Raw genomic sequence first — 14,320 nt, 5'->3', positions numbered from 1 at the left:
CTCGCTCCCATGGCGCTCCTCGCGGGTTGCATGTCCGGTCCCGACTATGCCGGTCCCCCGCAACTTGCGACCGCCGCAGGCAATGCGTTCGTACGCGCCGGCCCCGAAATCGATCCGTTTGCGCCGATTGCCGGCGACTGGTGGACGCTGCTCGGCGATCCGGTTCTCAATGAACTGGAGGCGCGCGCGCTGGTCGGCAATCCGGGCGTGGCCGCGGCGCGCGCTCGCATCGAACAGGCAAGGGCTTCTCTCCGCCAGGAGCGCGCCAACCGGCTACCCGCCGTGGCTGCGCAGGCGACTGCGGTCCAGGCGAATATCCCAGGGCTAGATATCGGCAGCGGCCCGCCCCCGGGATCGCCCGGCGCTCCTGCAGACACCGAAGAGCAGGACAGCCTCAGCGTCTACAACGTCGGGCTCAATGCAAACTGGGAGATCGATTTCGCTGGGGGGCAGGCACGGCGTGTCGAGGCCATTAACGCTCAGGCTGCGGCCTCGGTGGCGAACGCCGAGGATGCGAAAGTCCAGCTCGCCGCCGAAATCGCGCGGGCGTATGTGAGCCTGCGAGAAGCGCAAGGGCGGCTCGAGCTTGTCCAGCGAGAGCGCGACTTGCAGCAGCAAATTCTCGAATTGACCTATCAGCGCTATACACAGGGCGCTCTCGCGCTGTTCCCGGTCGGTAACGCGAACGCCGAGCTCGAACTGCTCAAGTCGCAGATCGCGGAAGCTCAAGCGGACATCGATGTATTCAAAGACACGCTCGCGGTGCTGACGGGCGAAGCGCCCGGCGCACTCGACGGGCTCCTGGCGGCTCAGGCCGAAATTCCGCTTCCCCCCGAACGGGTCGCGGTGGGCGATCCCGCAGCGCTAATAGCGCGGCGGCCGGATGTTCGAGCCGCCGAACGCATGCTGGCCGCGGCGAATGCGCGCATTGGCGTGGCAGAGGCTGCTCGCTTCCCCAAGATTTCCTTCATGGGGATTCTCGGTTTGGGCGGATCGGAGCCCGACGACATCCTGGACCCGGGCAACTTATCGGCAATCGCTTTGCCGCGGCTGCAGTGGAACCTGCTTGATTCCGGCCGCACGGCAGCATCGATCGATCAGGCCGAGAGTGCGCGCGACGAGGCCGAAGCGCGCTATCTTGAAGTGGTCCTGGGCGCACTACGCGACGCCGAACAATCGCTTGCTCGGTTCGGGCAACAAAGAGCCAACGTAGCCGCGCTGGCGCTGATCAGTCGGCAGGCCGACACGGCTGCGGAGCTTAACGAGCAACGCCGCGCCGCGGGGGTAATCTCGCAAGGCGAACTCGACACTTCGATCCGCAAGCGCGAACAGGCCAGAGCAAATCTCGATCGGGCGATCGCCGCCATGACAAATGGCTGGATCGCGATCCAGAAGTCGCTTGGGTTGGGATGGGTCGAATTGTCTCGCGACAATCGCACGTCGGTTGAGCCAGCTCCGGTCGATCGAAAATCAGTTATGAAACCTGAACAGAGTTAGGATAAGTTTTCTCAGAAGTCTGCCCCGCAGCCCCTTCCAACTTTTCCTAACGCGTCAGCACCTCGTGCACTGCGACCCAATCTTGGATCATAGGGGTCAGCATGTTTCCGCCTTTCGCAGAGTGCGTTTGCCAGTATCACCATCGGATATCCCGATTGCACTATTCGGTGACTCTTCATTGTCGTTTCTATGTAAGGCCTTAAGCTTTCCGCGAGCATCTCGTAGCGACATCAACGAGCGATCGTACAGGCATTTCGAGTGCAGCTCGCATTTGGCCGGTTCGATGACCGCCTCGTCGGTAGGCTTACGAGGCGGTCATCGAGCATTACGCCGCTCTGGAAAAGCTATAAAGTCATGGGTCGAAATACGAACTAGCTGGCACTGTCCTTTCGGGTCGTTGGGAGGACCACCGATCTCCCCGCCAACACGATCTGGACCTGTTAGAAACTGAACCCCAAAGCAACACCATATCTACGAGGATCCAAAGTGTAGATATTGGTAAAATTCCCCGAGGATGCGTCGGTCAAGTACAATCCTGTCACCGAGCTGCTGTCGAAAATGTTCTGAACAAATCCGCGCACGAACCAACGCTCATCCGCACTGTTCAACTGCACGATCGCGTTGGCTTGCACGAATGGCTCGATCCGGTTGACCCTGCCGTTAAAGATATTGCCGTATTGCTCACCAGTCAGCGCTACGTCCACGCGAGGAACCAGAGTCATGCCATTGTCGAAAGTGGCGGTGTACTGCACACCCATCGAAACCTTCATTTCGGGGGCCTGCGGCAACTTGTTCCCTTTTAAGTTGACCTCTACGCCAGGGCTTAATACCGCAAGGCCGCTGCCCGCCGGAACGGCTCCGGCCAAGACATCGCAAATGCTGAATGCGCCGCTTGACGCAAGATTGCCGTCATTAGGAAATTCTTCGGGACCACGAAGACCCAGAGCTGCGTTCACTCCGGCGACGAATGCGTCGGCCACGCCGGGGGCTGGCCCGGTTACGGCACAATTAGCACCGTTGCTGATATCCTTGATGATGACGGCATCAGGATCGCCGCCACCCGGGTCGCGCGGATTGGAGAAGAACTGGTCGCCGGCAACTTCCGCGTTGAGATAACTGAACGTCAAGTTGACAAGCCAATCGGGATCGGGCCGGATAACGGACTCTAGTTCCACACCCCAGATATCGGCATCGATAGTATCATTAACTGAGGTACGGGCGACGATGCGGCTAAGCTGCAACCCGCTATACTTATAGTAGAATGCAGTAGCGTTTAATTGCACTGCGCCATTCGCAAAGGTATTTTTCGATCCGATTTCAAATGCGTCGATGGTTTCTGATCCGAAGCTTTCAGCCACATCGAAAACGGGCGAAAGGGGCGGGTTGATACCCCCGGATTTATAGCCCCTGGCATAAGATGCGTAAATCGAATTGTCAGGCGTAACTTCGTAGTCGAGCACCGCACGCCCGGTTATTTCATCGAAACCTACTTCTCTAAATTGCGTCAGCTGCTCACCTGGCGTACCAGGATCGGCATCAAAAAGACCAGAGGGACCGGTTAAGGGAGTGATCGGGCTGTCGAACGGCTCCCCGTCATTCGCGTAAGGATTGAGGAAGCTAATCAAGGTCGTGCGCGCAGTCACGTCTTTCTTGTCGTCGTTATACCGCAAACCTCCGGTGAAGGTCAGACGCTCGGTCAGGTCGACGTAGATCTCCCCGAACACACCGAAGCTCTCAAGATTAGCCTCGAGAGAATTGTTGCGGTACATGGATGTTGCGAAGTAGGATGGCGGTGCACCGCCTGCCAAAGTACCAAACGATCCCAGAATGGCACTGGCGTAGTCAAGCGCGAATGAGTTTACATAGTAACTGTTGTCGGTAGTCTTGGACTTTGCATAGATCCCTCCGAGCAGGAAATTGAATGCTCCGTCGAAATCACTGGAAAGGAGGATTTCGCCGCTCCAGGATTCGCGTTGCTCTGAAGACCTGTCGAAGGATAGCGGCGTTTCGCCGCACAATACATTACCTTCGAACGCGCCCCTGTTCCCATCATCGTTATCGGAGGTGCACAATAAGCCCCCTGGGCCATTGGGGATGAGAGCCTCCACAATCGGGGTAAAATACGCCGACGAACCTGGCACGAACGCCGGTGCAGGTGCGGGGAGGCCGGTAGGCAAACCGTTGGCCGCGAAGCCGGACAACACGTTCAAGGCCGTAGCAAAGCCGGTACGATCCTGAATGCCCAGAAAGTAGTCCTGCCGGGAATCGACTTCGGTGTCCTGATAAAGACCGGTTGCAGTCAGTGTCATAGCTCCGATGCGCTGCTCGAGACGGGCCTGTAGCTGCACTTCATCGGCAAAATAGAATGGAGTATACGCCGTGTTTACCGTGCGCACATCGTCGGGCTTATCGAATCCTGCAAATGCATCGGGGCCGTACAGGCTTCCCAATCCCAGTACTGAGGGAATTCCCTGAATAGCGAAGAACTCTTGCGAACTGAGCGTTGCGCCGACTGTGGAATTGGCATTGGTGATGTCAAAGTCGCGGCGATTGTTCAGACAACCCAGCACGCCGAGCGGGTCACGCTGGCAGGCCTGCTTTTGATTACGTAAACGGGTGTCATCTTCCCTGAAATAATATGCCATGAAGTCGAGAGTGGTATCGGCACCGGGTTCAAAACGAAGAGAACCACGAACAGCGTACATGTCTCGGTCGTCGACATCCGAATTGTCGAAAAGGTTTGTGGTGTAACCGTCGCGATTCAGAAAGAATCCGGCTACCCGAACGCCGATAGAATCGCCGATCGGGACATTGACCATCCCTTCGGCCTTGATGCTGTTGTAATTCCCATACTCGAACTCTCCGGCCGCGCCGAAAGAACCGAGGTCAGGCTTGGCTGTCACAAGGTTGACAACACCCGAGGTAGCGTTGCGGCCGAAGAGGGTGCCCTGCGGCCCCCGTAGGACCTCAATTCGCTCAAGGTCAAAATATTCTGTTTCGAACAGCCGGGTACCAAAAAGAGGGGAACCATTGATATGGATAGCCGTCGCTGCGTCACACGTCACACCAACACAAAGATCGCCGATACCACGGATGGTGAAGGACGACCCGGTGAAGTTGCCCTTCGAAAATGAGACGTTCGGGAGCGTCAATTGAAGGTCAGCAGCGTTCTCGATCTGCTGGCTTTCGAGAGCCGTAGCATCGAAGGCACTGACCGCGATCGGCACCTCTTGCAGACTTTGAGATTGGCGTTGGGCCGTCACGATGATTACGGATCCTTGGGGTTCCGCCTCATCAGTTGTGGAATCCTGCGCTAAAGCCATCTGCGGCCAAGCCAAGATGGCCGAAGTGGCGAGCACCATCGCTCTCAGTGTCATATAGCATCCCTTCCCATCTCTTCAGTGCGACGATAATTGGCTCCGCCGCTTACTGCAAAATGGGGCGACCTCGAGGGTCGCCCCTTAGTCTGTGGAGAGGAGAGGGAGAGAATTAGCCCAATCCCCGTCCATGGGCATATACATCCGCGTGATATTAGTAAAGCGCCTTATCTTTTGACCCCATGGGCCACGATCCAGATCGCACGCGGAGTGAACGTTTGCTAAAGATCAGCAATGGTTGGCGTGCTAAGCGAGTTGCTCCCGATAAAGCTTTTGCCCCAGCTGGCATCGAGACCAACGAAGCGTTCGCCGTGCCGACGGCGACAATAGTTCGGATATAGTACAAGATGAATATGGACGCCCTTTGCCCCCATCTCGCTGGCCTCTGACCAGGAACCAGCCTCTTAGTATGGGGGATCTCAGAGGCTCCAAAAGGCCAGTACCGCCCGTAGCGCAGCGACGAACGCGAGCGGCTGATCCAGCATGAGATGATGGCGTGCATCGGGCACTGCAACAATTGGTATCTTTCCCCCTCCCAGTTCCCGGATATAGCGGGCGGAATCGCGATCAAAGAGCTGACTTTTCTCGCCGTACACAATCGCTTTGCGCCCGGGCGCATCGACCAGCCTCTGGCCTACTGTCAGCCATTCGTCGGGCTTGTTGCTGCGCCGGAACACTTCGGGAGAAAACTTCCATGTCCACTCCTCGCCATCGCGGCGGAGAGAGTGATAGGCCATGTAATCCATCAGGAACGGCTCACCAACTGCCTGCGGCGGCGACAGGATATACCTCTCGCGCGCCGCTTCGTAGGTGGGGTAGCGTCGCACCGGTTTGTCAGGATTACCCGACCCGGGGCTCGATCTGCCCATGGTCCAGTATTTCTCCAGCTTTTCGGGCCGCATCACCATGAGATCGCAGACAATAACGCCGGCGAAGGCATCCGGCGATTGGGAAACGGCGGTCAGCGCTGCACCCGAGCCGAAGCTATGGGCGATGATCGTCGGTCTGCTTCCATCCGCAAACAAATCGAGCGCTTCGCTGATCTCGACGAATTCCTTTCCCCGCGCAGCTATATCGGCCACGCCGCGCATCTCGCTATCGCCCATACCGGCCAGATCGAACGCCACCACGTCGTAGTCTTCGGCAAGGTACGGTGCGATGAAGGCAAAGCAGCGGGCATGGGCGAGAAAACCGTGAGTCATGAGCAATTTGGGCCGGTCACGCTTGCCCCAGCGAAGATAATGCACCCGCGCGCCACCAACCTCTACGAAGCCTTCCTCACGGGGCACGCTCAGCGCCCAGGCGAACCATTCGGGTATATCCGCCCCGTCGCCGGCCCATACGGGATCGATATCTGCTGACCCGTCGTGGATTGGTTTCATTTCATTCATTTCGGCGCAGTCTCCATACCGGATAGTGTATTCCTGATAAAACCACGATAATCGTGCCGTGCGACATCGTGGCATAGATCGGCGTAACCAGATACGCTGGGGAAATTGATCAGTTGTCGGGGTTTGCCGGGAATATTGGCGCCCATGTACCACGATTCAGCCTTGGGGAAGAGCGTCATCGACCCTACTTGGGCGACCATATCGGTCCAGCTTCGCTCGGCCAGCGCATCGGCTTCGAAAAGGCCGATCCTGTTATCGCGCAGCCAGATCAGGAAATCGCAGATCCAGTCACCCTGGATTTCGGCGCTTGTCGGACCGTTGGAAAAGCCTGAAGGGCTGAGCGGGCCGTAGGCGAACAGCATGTTCGGAAATTGGGCGACGGCCATGCCTAGATAGGCTTTGATCTCGCTCTTCCATGCTTCTGCCAGCCCCAGCCCACCGCGGCCGGTGATGTTCATGTCGATGAGCCCGCCACGACCGGCATCGAAGCCGGTCGCGAAGACAATGAGATCGCACGGGATCATGCCAGTGGCTGTTTCTATCCCGGCCTCGGTGACGCGAGTGATCGCGGTGTCGTTCAGATCGACCAGCGTCACATTGTCTTGTGCGAAGATCTCGTAATAATTCTGTTCGAGCGATGGTCGCTTGGTCCCGAAGGGATGTGGCGGCTCATCGGGAGCGAGCTTCTCGGCAATGGTCGGGTCGCAGATCCGCTCGCGCACCTTGTCACGCCAGAACTCGTAGGCGTGGCGATTGGCGTCCTCGTTCGTCAGTATGTCAGCGAAATTATGATACCAGAAGCGCAACCCTCCTCGCTGCCACAAATCCTCGAAATGCGTAGTCCGCTCTTCCTCGGTCACAGCCAGGGCCGAGATGTCCAGCGATTGGCATTCGAAACCGCCACTTGTCGTAAGCCTTTTCTGGAAGACAGCGGGATATTCGGATTTTTCGCGAAGCTGACGATCAGCGTCCAGTTTTTCCTGCCGCATGGGAAGGGCGAGAATCGGGGTTCGCTGAAAAAGCGTCAGCTGCTCCGCGCAGCTTGCCGCCTCCTGCGCCACCTGTACGCCGCTGGCACCCGTGCCGATCAGGGCGATCCGGCGGCCAGAAAGGTCGATGCCTTCCTGCGGCCAGCGGGCGGTATGGCACCAGTCGCCTTCGAAATCGCTAAGACCCGGGATATCGGGAATGTAGGGTTTCGAGGCGAACCCCAGGGCCGGCAAAAGGAAACGCGCGCTTACTTTCCCGCCTTCGTCGAGCTTCAATCGCCAGTAGGCGGTGTCTTCATCGAACTGCGCGCTTTCGACCCGTGTTTTCATTCGCATTGCCGGCCAGAGGTCGAGCGTATCGCAGACGTGGAGGAAATAGGCGCGCAGTTCCTCCCAGCCTGGAAATCGTTCGCTCCACGTCCAGCTTTTCCATACTTCCGCAATGGAAAATTCGTAAAGTGGAACCTGGGAATCGACCCGTGCTCCCGGGTAGCGGTTCCAGTACCAGATTCCCCCCGGCTGCTCCGCTGCGTCTACCAGCAGAACGTCGAACCCCGCCTGACGCAGCTTGTAAAGCAGGTATATTCCGCTGAACCCGGCCCCGACGATTACGACATCATAGTCAGGAGGGGGCAAATGGCTCACGAGGCCCCGGCACCCGCTTTCGCGATCTCTTTGGCCGTAGTATAATCCGCCTTGCCGTTTGACGCGCGCAAGGCGGTTTGCGTTGGGCAAATCGCCTTGGGTGTTTTGTAGCCTGCCAATTGTTCCCGCACGTGATCCTTGATCGCTTGCGCGTCGAAGTCCGCATCCTGGGTCAAATGCACCACAGCGGTCACCGCTTCGCCCCATTTTTCGTCAGGCACCCCGACGACAAGCGCGTCGGCAATGGCGGGATGGGTTTTGAGCACTTCCTCCACCTCCTCGGGGTAAACCTTTTCACCTGCGGTGTTGATGCAGACGCTGCCGCGGCCCAGCAAGGTCAGGCTTCCATCGGATTCCACCCGGCACCAGTCGCCCGGGATGGAGTAACGCACGCCATCGATCGTCCTGAAAGTCTTGGCCGACTTTTCCGGGTCCTTGTAGTATCCTGTGGGGATTGCGCCCTTGCGGGCAATAAAGCCGGGCACGCCGCTCCCCGCCTCGACCTTCCGGTCGTTCTCGTCGAATACGTCGCAAAATTCCCCGATCCCGAATTTCGCGGTGTTGGTGCCGCCCTGTGCGGTCGTCACCGACAAGCCGTAGCCCAGCCCTTCCGAAGCGCCAAAACTGTCCATGAGGATGACCTGGGGGATATGTTTGCACAGGCCCGCCTTTACCTGTTTACTCCACATGACGCCGGACGAGATGATCGAAATCAGGCTGCTCGTGTCCCAGCGCTTCGGGTGGGCGTCCAGCGCCTGCAGCATGGGTTTGGCAAAAGCGTCACCGACAATGGCGATGCTCTGCACCTTGTGCTGGTCCACCGCATCCCACAATTCTTCCGCGTCGAAGGATGGATCGGACAGCGTGACGATGGCCCCGCCCGACATGAGCGTGCCGATAGCAGTAATGAACCCGGTTCCATGCATCAGCGGGCACGCCGGCAAAGTGATGCGTGCAAGCTCGCCCTGCTTCACCAGGGCCACCATTTCCTCCATGGTCTGGGGAACCGGACCCAGCAGCTTTTGCGCGTCGAGCTGAGCCTTGCGCATATCATCGTGTCGCCACATCACGCCCTTGGGCATGCCGGTGGTACCGCCTGTATATATGAACAGCAGGTCATCGGGAGAACGCTCGATATCGAGAGGCGCGCCGTTACCTTCTACAAGTTTTTCGTAAGGAAGCGCGAAGGAAGCGATCTGCGAAGCATCGCCGATTTCTACAAATGTATGAACCTTGGTCAACCGTTCCTTCAGTTCAAGAATGCAGTCGCGGAACTCGGAACTGTAAACAATTACCTCGCTATCGGAATCGTCGAAGATGTAGAAAACCTCCTCGGGACGGTAACGATAATTGATGTTCACGTGCGTGAGGCGGCCCTTGAAGCATGCGGCCATCAATTCCCCGTATTCGGAACGGTTGCGCATGTAGAAGGCTATCTTCGCCCCGTCGCCTGCACCTTGCGCGCGCAGATTGCGCGCCAAATTGTTCGAACGCTTCGACATTTCGGGCCAGGTAATGATCCGGTCGCCGTTAATCAGCGCCGGAGCATCTTCCGGGACCGCAGGTTCGATTGCATCAAGGATGTCGCCAAGGTTCCAGTCGATCACGTATTAATTCCTCTCTCCTTGGTGGCCACGATTTTGTCGGTAGCGTGCGCCTAATTCATCGTCTCATGCGACCTGCGTCCACCCCTGCAAGGCCGCTGCTTCGGCCCGGACCGCTTCGGGACCTCCCAGAACCTGGCGGTCGAAACCGATTCGCTTGAACCAGAAATGCAGACCTAGGAGATCGGTAAAACCCATCCCCCCATGCACCTCGGTTGAGGTTCGGGCGACAAAACGGTGGACTTCGCCCGTATGTGATTTGGCATGGCATGCCACCAGCGAAGCCTCGTCGGGCGTCGCATCGAACGCATGGGCGGCATACCAGACCAGCGAACGGCATGGTTCATGGCGGGCAGCCATTTCCGCGCACATATGCTTGACCGCCTGGAAGCTGCCGATCACTCGTCCGAACTGTTCGCGCTGCCCGGCATAGTCGACCGCTTTTTCGATCATAGCCTGGCCCGCACCGAGGCTATCGGCGGCTAGGAGCACCCGGCCGGCGTCCCGCAGGCGCCTGACTGTGGCCCCACCATCGTCCGCGAGAGCCTCGCCCGCTACGCCAGAAAACCGCAGCTCCCCTACGCTCCGGGTCCGGTCGATCGTTTTGAGAGCAACCTTCTCCAGACCCGCAGCATCGCCAGCTACGAAGTGCATACGACCGGCGGTATCGGCTACCAGAAACGCGTCGGCTTCCAGGAAGTCGAGCGCGAACAAAGCCGTTCCGTCGAGCTTTGCGCCGTCGAAGTCCACGCCTGCCCGGTCCCGGATCTCCACCGTTTCCGCGATCGCGACGGCGATTTGCGCCTCGCCCTTCGCTATCCTCGGCAGCCAGTGCGCCTTCAACTCCTCGCTACCGCCCTGTGCCAGCGCAAGGGGTGCCAGTACATGGGCACCGATAAAAGGCACCGGCGCGACGGCATAGCCGAGCTGCTCGGCCACAGCGGCGGCATCGAGCATTGTCATCCCGAGCCCGTCATGTTGCTCGGGAACCATCATTCCCCAAATGCCGATTTCGCCCAGCGCCGAACGCACGTTGTCGCTGAAGGGAACCGAGCCCTCCGCGCATTCGCGCACATGATCGAGCGGACAAGTATCAGCAAGAGTGCGGCTGATCGCGTCGCAGAGCATCTCCTGGTCTTGCGAAAGTCCGAAATCCATCAGGCGGCTCCCTTATTCTGCCCGCTTGCAACGGCCGTCGCCTGTTCGGCCGCGGGAGGCGTTGCGAACTTGGGTTCGCGCGGCATTTCCAGCCCGCGTTCGGCGATGATGTTCTTCTGGATCTGGGCGGTGCCTCCACCGATGATCAGACCAAGCTGGAACATGTAGTTCCACTGCCAGGCACCGTCTTCGCGCTCGCGCTCGCTTCCGTGATAGAGTATGCCCATCTCGCCCATTGCGTCGATCGCGAGCGCGGAAATCTGATGGGCGAGCTCACAGCTCTGCAGCTTCACGACAAGTTTCGCCATGCCGCCGGCATCCCCCCTAAGGCTGTTCGACAGGATGCGCATGCCGTTGAATTTCATCGCCGCGACTTCGGCTTGCAATGCAACCAGCCGGTCACGCAGAACGGCGTTGTCCATTGCGCAACCCTGGCCGATGCGTTCTTTTTGCATCAGCCTGACCAGCGCCTGGAGCCGGTTTTCCAGTGCATCGGGGTCGCCCAGCATGCCACGTTCATGGCCCAGTGTGGCATTGGCCACGTACCACCCCTGCCCGCGCTGCCCGACGATCTGGTCCAGGGGAACCCGCACGTCGGTAAAGAACGTTTCATTGAACTCGGCGTGACCGGTCATGGTCTTGAGTGGTCGGACCTCGATCCCTGGTGTGTCCATCGAGAAGATCAAGTAGGAGATGCCGCCGTGCTTGGGCGCGTCCGGTTCGGTCCGAACAAGGCAAAAGATCATGTCCGCCTGCTTGGCCGTGCTGGTCCAGATCTTCTGTCCGTTGATGACAAAGTCGCCATTTTCGACGCGGGCGCTGGTCTTGAGCGCGGCGAGGTCCGATCCCGCTCCAGGTTCCGAATATCCCTGACACCAGATTATCTCGCCATTAAGGGTCGGCTCGATCCATTGCTGTTTCTGGGCTTCGGTTCCGAGTTCCAGCAGCGTGGGAACGAGCATGGAAATGCCCTGGTTCGCAAGGCCTGCGGGGATGCCAGCGCGCGAAAATTCCTCGGCAATGATCCGCGATTTCAGGATGTCCGGCTCGGCTCCGTATCCGCCGTATTCCTTGGGAATCGTACGCGCCGTGTAACCATGCAGGATCAACAGCTTTTGCCATTCGACGGCTTCGGGGGAAGGGCGCGCGGCACGGCCTTGGCCATCGGGTGCGCGGTGACCGTGGGTTTGCAGGAACTGGCGCACTTCCTCGCGAAACGCGTCATACTGGGGTCCGTAGTCGAGATCCATCTTGGTCTATCCTTCTGCGCGCGCGATCGCGACGGGTCGGAATACTGGCAGGCGAAAATCTTCGGAGATCGGCTCGAAATCCAGCGTGACCGGCAGATCGAGCTCAAGCTCGTCGAGCGCGCAATCGACCAGCCGGGTTGCCATGCGCACTCCCTCCTCCAGTTCCACCACCGCAGCGATGAAGGGAATCTCGCCGGCGAAGGCGGGATGCAGTGCCTGATGGGTCACCGTCCAGGAAAACAGCGTGCCATTGCCGGTGCTACGCTCCCACGACCATTCAGGAGAACCGCATCGGGCGCACATATAGCGCGGCAAATGCCGAAAACTGCCGCATCCTTCGCACTGCTGGAAGTAAAGGTTGCCGTCCTGACACCGGTTCCAGAATTCCTGCTCCACCGGATCCTGCGGGCGCGGCTTTGGCTTGGCTGGTGCGGCCTGCGCCGAGGGGCGCATCTTGGGCGGCAGATCTTTCTCGTCGCTCACGCAAACCTCCTCAAAATCGCTATACTGCCGTCACCCAGATCGCCCCAGCCGGTCACCAGGCCGGTCTGGGCGCCTTCGACCTGCCGCTCCCCACAATCGTGGCGCAACTGACGCACCGCCTCGACGACATGGTTCAGTCCCCAAATATGGGCCTCGCTCAGCAGGCCGCCATGGGTGTTGACGGGATAGCGCCCGCCCAGCTCGATCTGGCCATTCGCGACGAACTCTGCCTGTCCACCTGGTTCGCAATAGCCCAGGGCCTCCAGCTGCAGGAGAACCACGTAGGTGAAGCAGTCGTAGATCTGCAGAAAATCCATGTCTTCGCGATCGACCCCCGCCATTTCGAACGCGCGCGGCGCGGCGTAGCTCAGGCCGATCTTGAAGGGGTCGGGACGCGAAGGGATATCGTCGGCGGGGTAAGGATGCCCTTCAGCCGCACCGGCGATGCTCACGGGAACATGCGGCATGTCCCTGGCGCGGTCCATTCGCGAAACCACGACTGCGCATGCCCCGTCAGTCTCCAGACAGCAATCGTAGAGGCGAAAGGGTTCGGATATCCAGCGCGCGGAATGGTAGGTTTCGGCATCCAGTTCCCGGCCATGAGTGAAGGCCTGCGGATTCATCTGCGCATGGCGACGGCACGCCAGTGCAACGGCCGCCATCGCTTCCGGGCCGATATCGTAAATTCGGGAGTGCCGGGTGGCGAGCCAGGCATACATCTGCACCGGCAGGAACACGCCATACGGAATGTAATAGCCTTGGATCGTATTCGTCAGGGTGTTCATGTTCATCGGCCGCGTCGGCGGTGCGCCAGGCTTGGGCCGCAAGGCGGAATAACCGTTCCACCCGAGCGTCACCAGCACATGGTCGCATAAGCCGCTGGCAATTGCCATCGCGGCGTTCTGGAGTGCCGTGGTAGGGCTCGCCCCGCCCATGTGGACCGTAGAGGCATAGCGCAGAACTTCGATACCGAGGTTAGCCGCCATCTCTTCCGAGGTGGTGTAGATCGGCGGAGGAACCATGCCGTCGATATCCGACGGCTTCAGCCCTGCATCTGCTATGGCTTTGCGCGATGCTTCCAGCATCATGTCGACCGCGGTTTTCTCGGTGCCTTTCACGAAAGCGGTTTCGCCCACTCCGGTGATGGCCGATTTGTCGCTTAAGCTCATGCCTGCCTGACCGCCTGGTAATCGCGTTCGAGCTGTTCGGAAAGAGCGCGCACCCTCTGATAGGTCTCCGGCGGACGCAGTCGCAACTCGCGGCGGGCATCCTCCAACGGACGATCGAGATTTTCTTCCCAGTAGAAGGTGGTCAGATCGGCTGCAGCCCGGCCCCGGCGCCACGCTTCAAATGCAGCGCGCGCCACTGGCAACTTGGCAGCTTCCAGTTTCATCTTGGGAATGCCGACGCCCACGATGAAAGCGATCCCGTGATTATAGAATTGCGCGTTTCCGAAGGACAGCACGCACAATTCGCCCAGTGCGTCCCTGCCGTATCCGGTGACGACGTGAAACAGGTCATGCGAATCGCGAAGGCGCCGACGATAGAGGGAAACATCGGGGTCGCCGAAGTCCTCCAGACCTCCGGCCTCGCTGGCTTCCGCCAGACCTTCTGCTGTCAGACCCTCCCCGTAAACAAAATCGAGGTAGGCTCGGCCAAGCGTGCCAGACGCACAGGTCGCAAGGCGTTTGCGATCGCACAAGGTTTCAAGCAGGTCGGCCCGGTCGGAAGCGATGCGCCGCCCATCGCTCGACTTCATGAAGAGATTGAAATTCCGATAATAGGAATTGCCCGACAATGCCTTGACGATACGGAACACCTGCGCCGTATCCTCCTTGTCTGCAATCAGCTGCCTCATCGCCCCCAGCGCCTTCAGCGGCTCTACGGGGCGGCGCAATTCATGACCTTTGGCGTAAGCCATCTTCT

The 14,320-nt window shown here is 59.2% G+C and carries 10 protein-coding genes; 1 reads left to right on the top strand and 9 read right to left on the bottom strand.

From position 1 onward, the window contains the following. Positions 1 to 9: 9 nt before the first annotated feature. Positions 10 to 1,497, top strand: coding sequence for an efflux transporter outer membrane subunit (locus ACIGGE_RS06685; RefSeq protein ID WP_397489940.1), 1,488 nt, complete (start codon positions 10 to 12; stop codon positions 1,495 to 1,497). Between the two features lie 440 nt (positions 1,498 to 1,937). On the opposite strand, the gene ACIGGE_RS06680 is transcribed toward ACIGGE_RS06685, so the two are convergent. The 9 genes from ACIGGE_RS06680 to ACIGGE_RS06640 form a co-directional block, all read right to left on the bottom strand. Then, positions 1,938 to 4,874, bottom strand: coding sequence for a TonB-dependent receptor (locus tag ACIGGE_RS06680; RefSeq protein WP_067182407.1), 2,937 nt, complete (start codon positions 4,872 to 4,874; stop codon positions 1,938 to 1,940). A 419-nt stretch (positions 4,875 to 5,293) separates the two neighbouring features. Then, a complete protein-coding gene (locus tag ACIGGE_RS06675) occupies positions 5,294 to 6,265 on the bottom strand; it encodes an alpha/beta fold hydrolase (protein WP_067182404.1) in 972 nt (323 codons plus the stop codon). Continuing rightward, positions 6,262 to 7,899, bottom strand: coding sequence for an NAD(P)/FAD-dependent oxidoreductase (locus ACIGGE_RS06670; protein WP_067182402.1), 1,638 nt, complete (start codon positions 7,897 to 7,899; stop codon positions 6,262 to 6,264). The genes ACIGGE_RS06675 and ACIGGE_RS06670 overlap by 4 nt, the downstream gene beginning before the upstream one ends. Then, positions 7,896 to 9,506 (bottom strand): acyl-CoA synthetase, encoded by a 1,611-nt coding sequence (locus ACIGGE_RS06665; RefSeq protein ID WP_067182399.1) that lies wholly within the window; start codon positions 9,504 to 9,506, stop codon positions 7,896 to 7,898. The genes ACIGGE_RS06670 and ACIGGE_RS06665 overlap by 4 nt, the downstream gene beginning before the upstream one ends. A 63-nt stretch (positions 9,507 to 9,569) precedes the next feature. Beyond that, positions 9,570 to 10,661, bottom strand: a complete 1,092-nt coding sequence (locus ACIGGE_RS06660; RefSeq protein WP_067182397.1) for an acyl-CoA dehydrogenase family protein — start codon at positions 10,659 to 10,661, stop codon at positions 9,570 to 9,572. Further along, a complete protein-coding gene (locus ACIGGE_RS06655; RefSeq protein WP_067182395.1) occupies positions 10,661 to 11,911 on the bottom strand; it encodes an acyl-CoA dehydrogenase family protein in 1,251 nt (416 codons plus the stop codon). Before ACIGGE_RS06655 ends, ACIGGE_RS06660 begins: the two co-directional genes overlap by 1 nt. A gap of 6 nt (positions 11,912 to 11,917) precedes the next feature. Further along, a complete protein-coding gene (locus ACIGGE_RS06650) occupies positions 11,918 to 12,394 on the bottom strand; it encodes a Zn-ribbon domain-containing OB-fold protein (protein WP_006834185.1) in 477 nt (158 codons plus the stop codon). After that, positions 12,391 to 13,563 carry a thiolase C-terminal domain-containing protein gene (locus tag ACIGGE_RS06645; protein ID WP_067182393.1) on the bottom strand — a complete coding sequence of 391 codons (1,173 nt, stop codon included), beginning with the start codon at positions 13,561 to 13,563 and terminating at the stop codon, positions 12,391 to 12,393. Before ACIGGE_RS06645 ends, ACIGGE_RS06650 begins: the two co-directional genes overlap by 4 nt. Continuing rightward, complete coding sequence (locus ACIGGE_RS06640; protein ID WP_237233938.1) at positions 13,560 to 14,315, bottom strand: ubiquinone biosynthesis protein COQ4; 756 nt, start codon at positions 14,313 to 14,315, stop codon at positions 13,560 to 13,562. The genes ACIGGE_RS06645 and ACIGGE_RS06640 overlap by 4 nt, the downstream gene beginning before the upstream one ends. Positions 14,316 to 14,320: the final 5 nt, after the last annotated feature.

This window comes from Qipengyuania sp. NPDC077410 (genome assembly GCF_044543405.1).
Taxonomy (GTDB): Bacteria; Pseudomonadota; Alphaproteobacteria; order Sphingomonadales; family Sphingomonadaceae; genus Qipengyuania; species Qipengyuania pacifica.
Note: the sequence above shows the minus strand (reverse complement) of the source record. Positions and strands in the feature narration are given on the sequence as shown.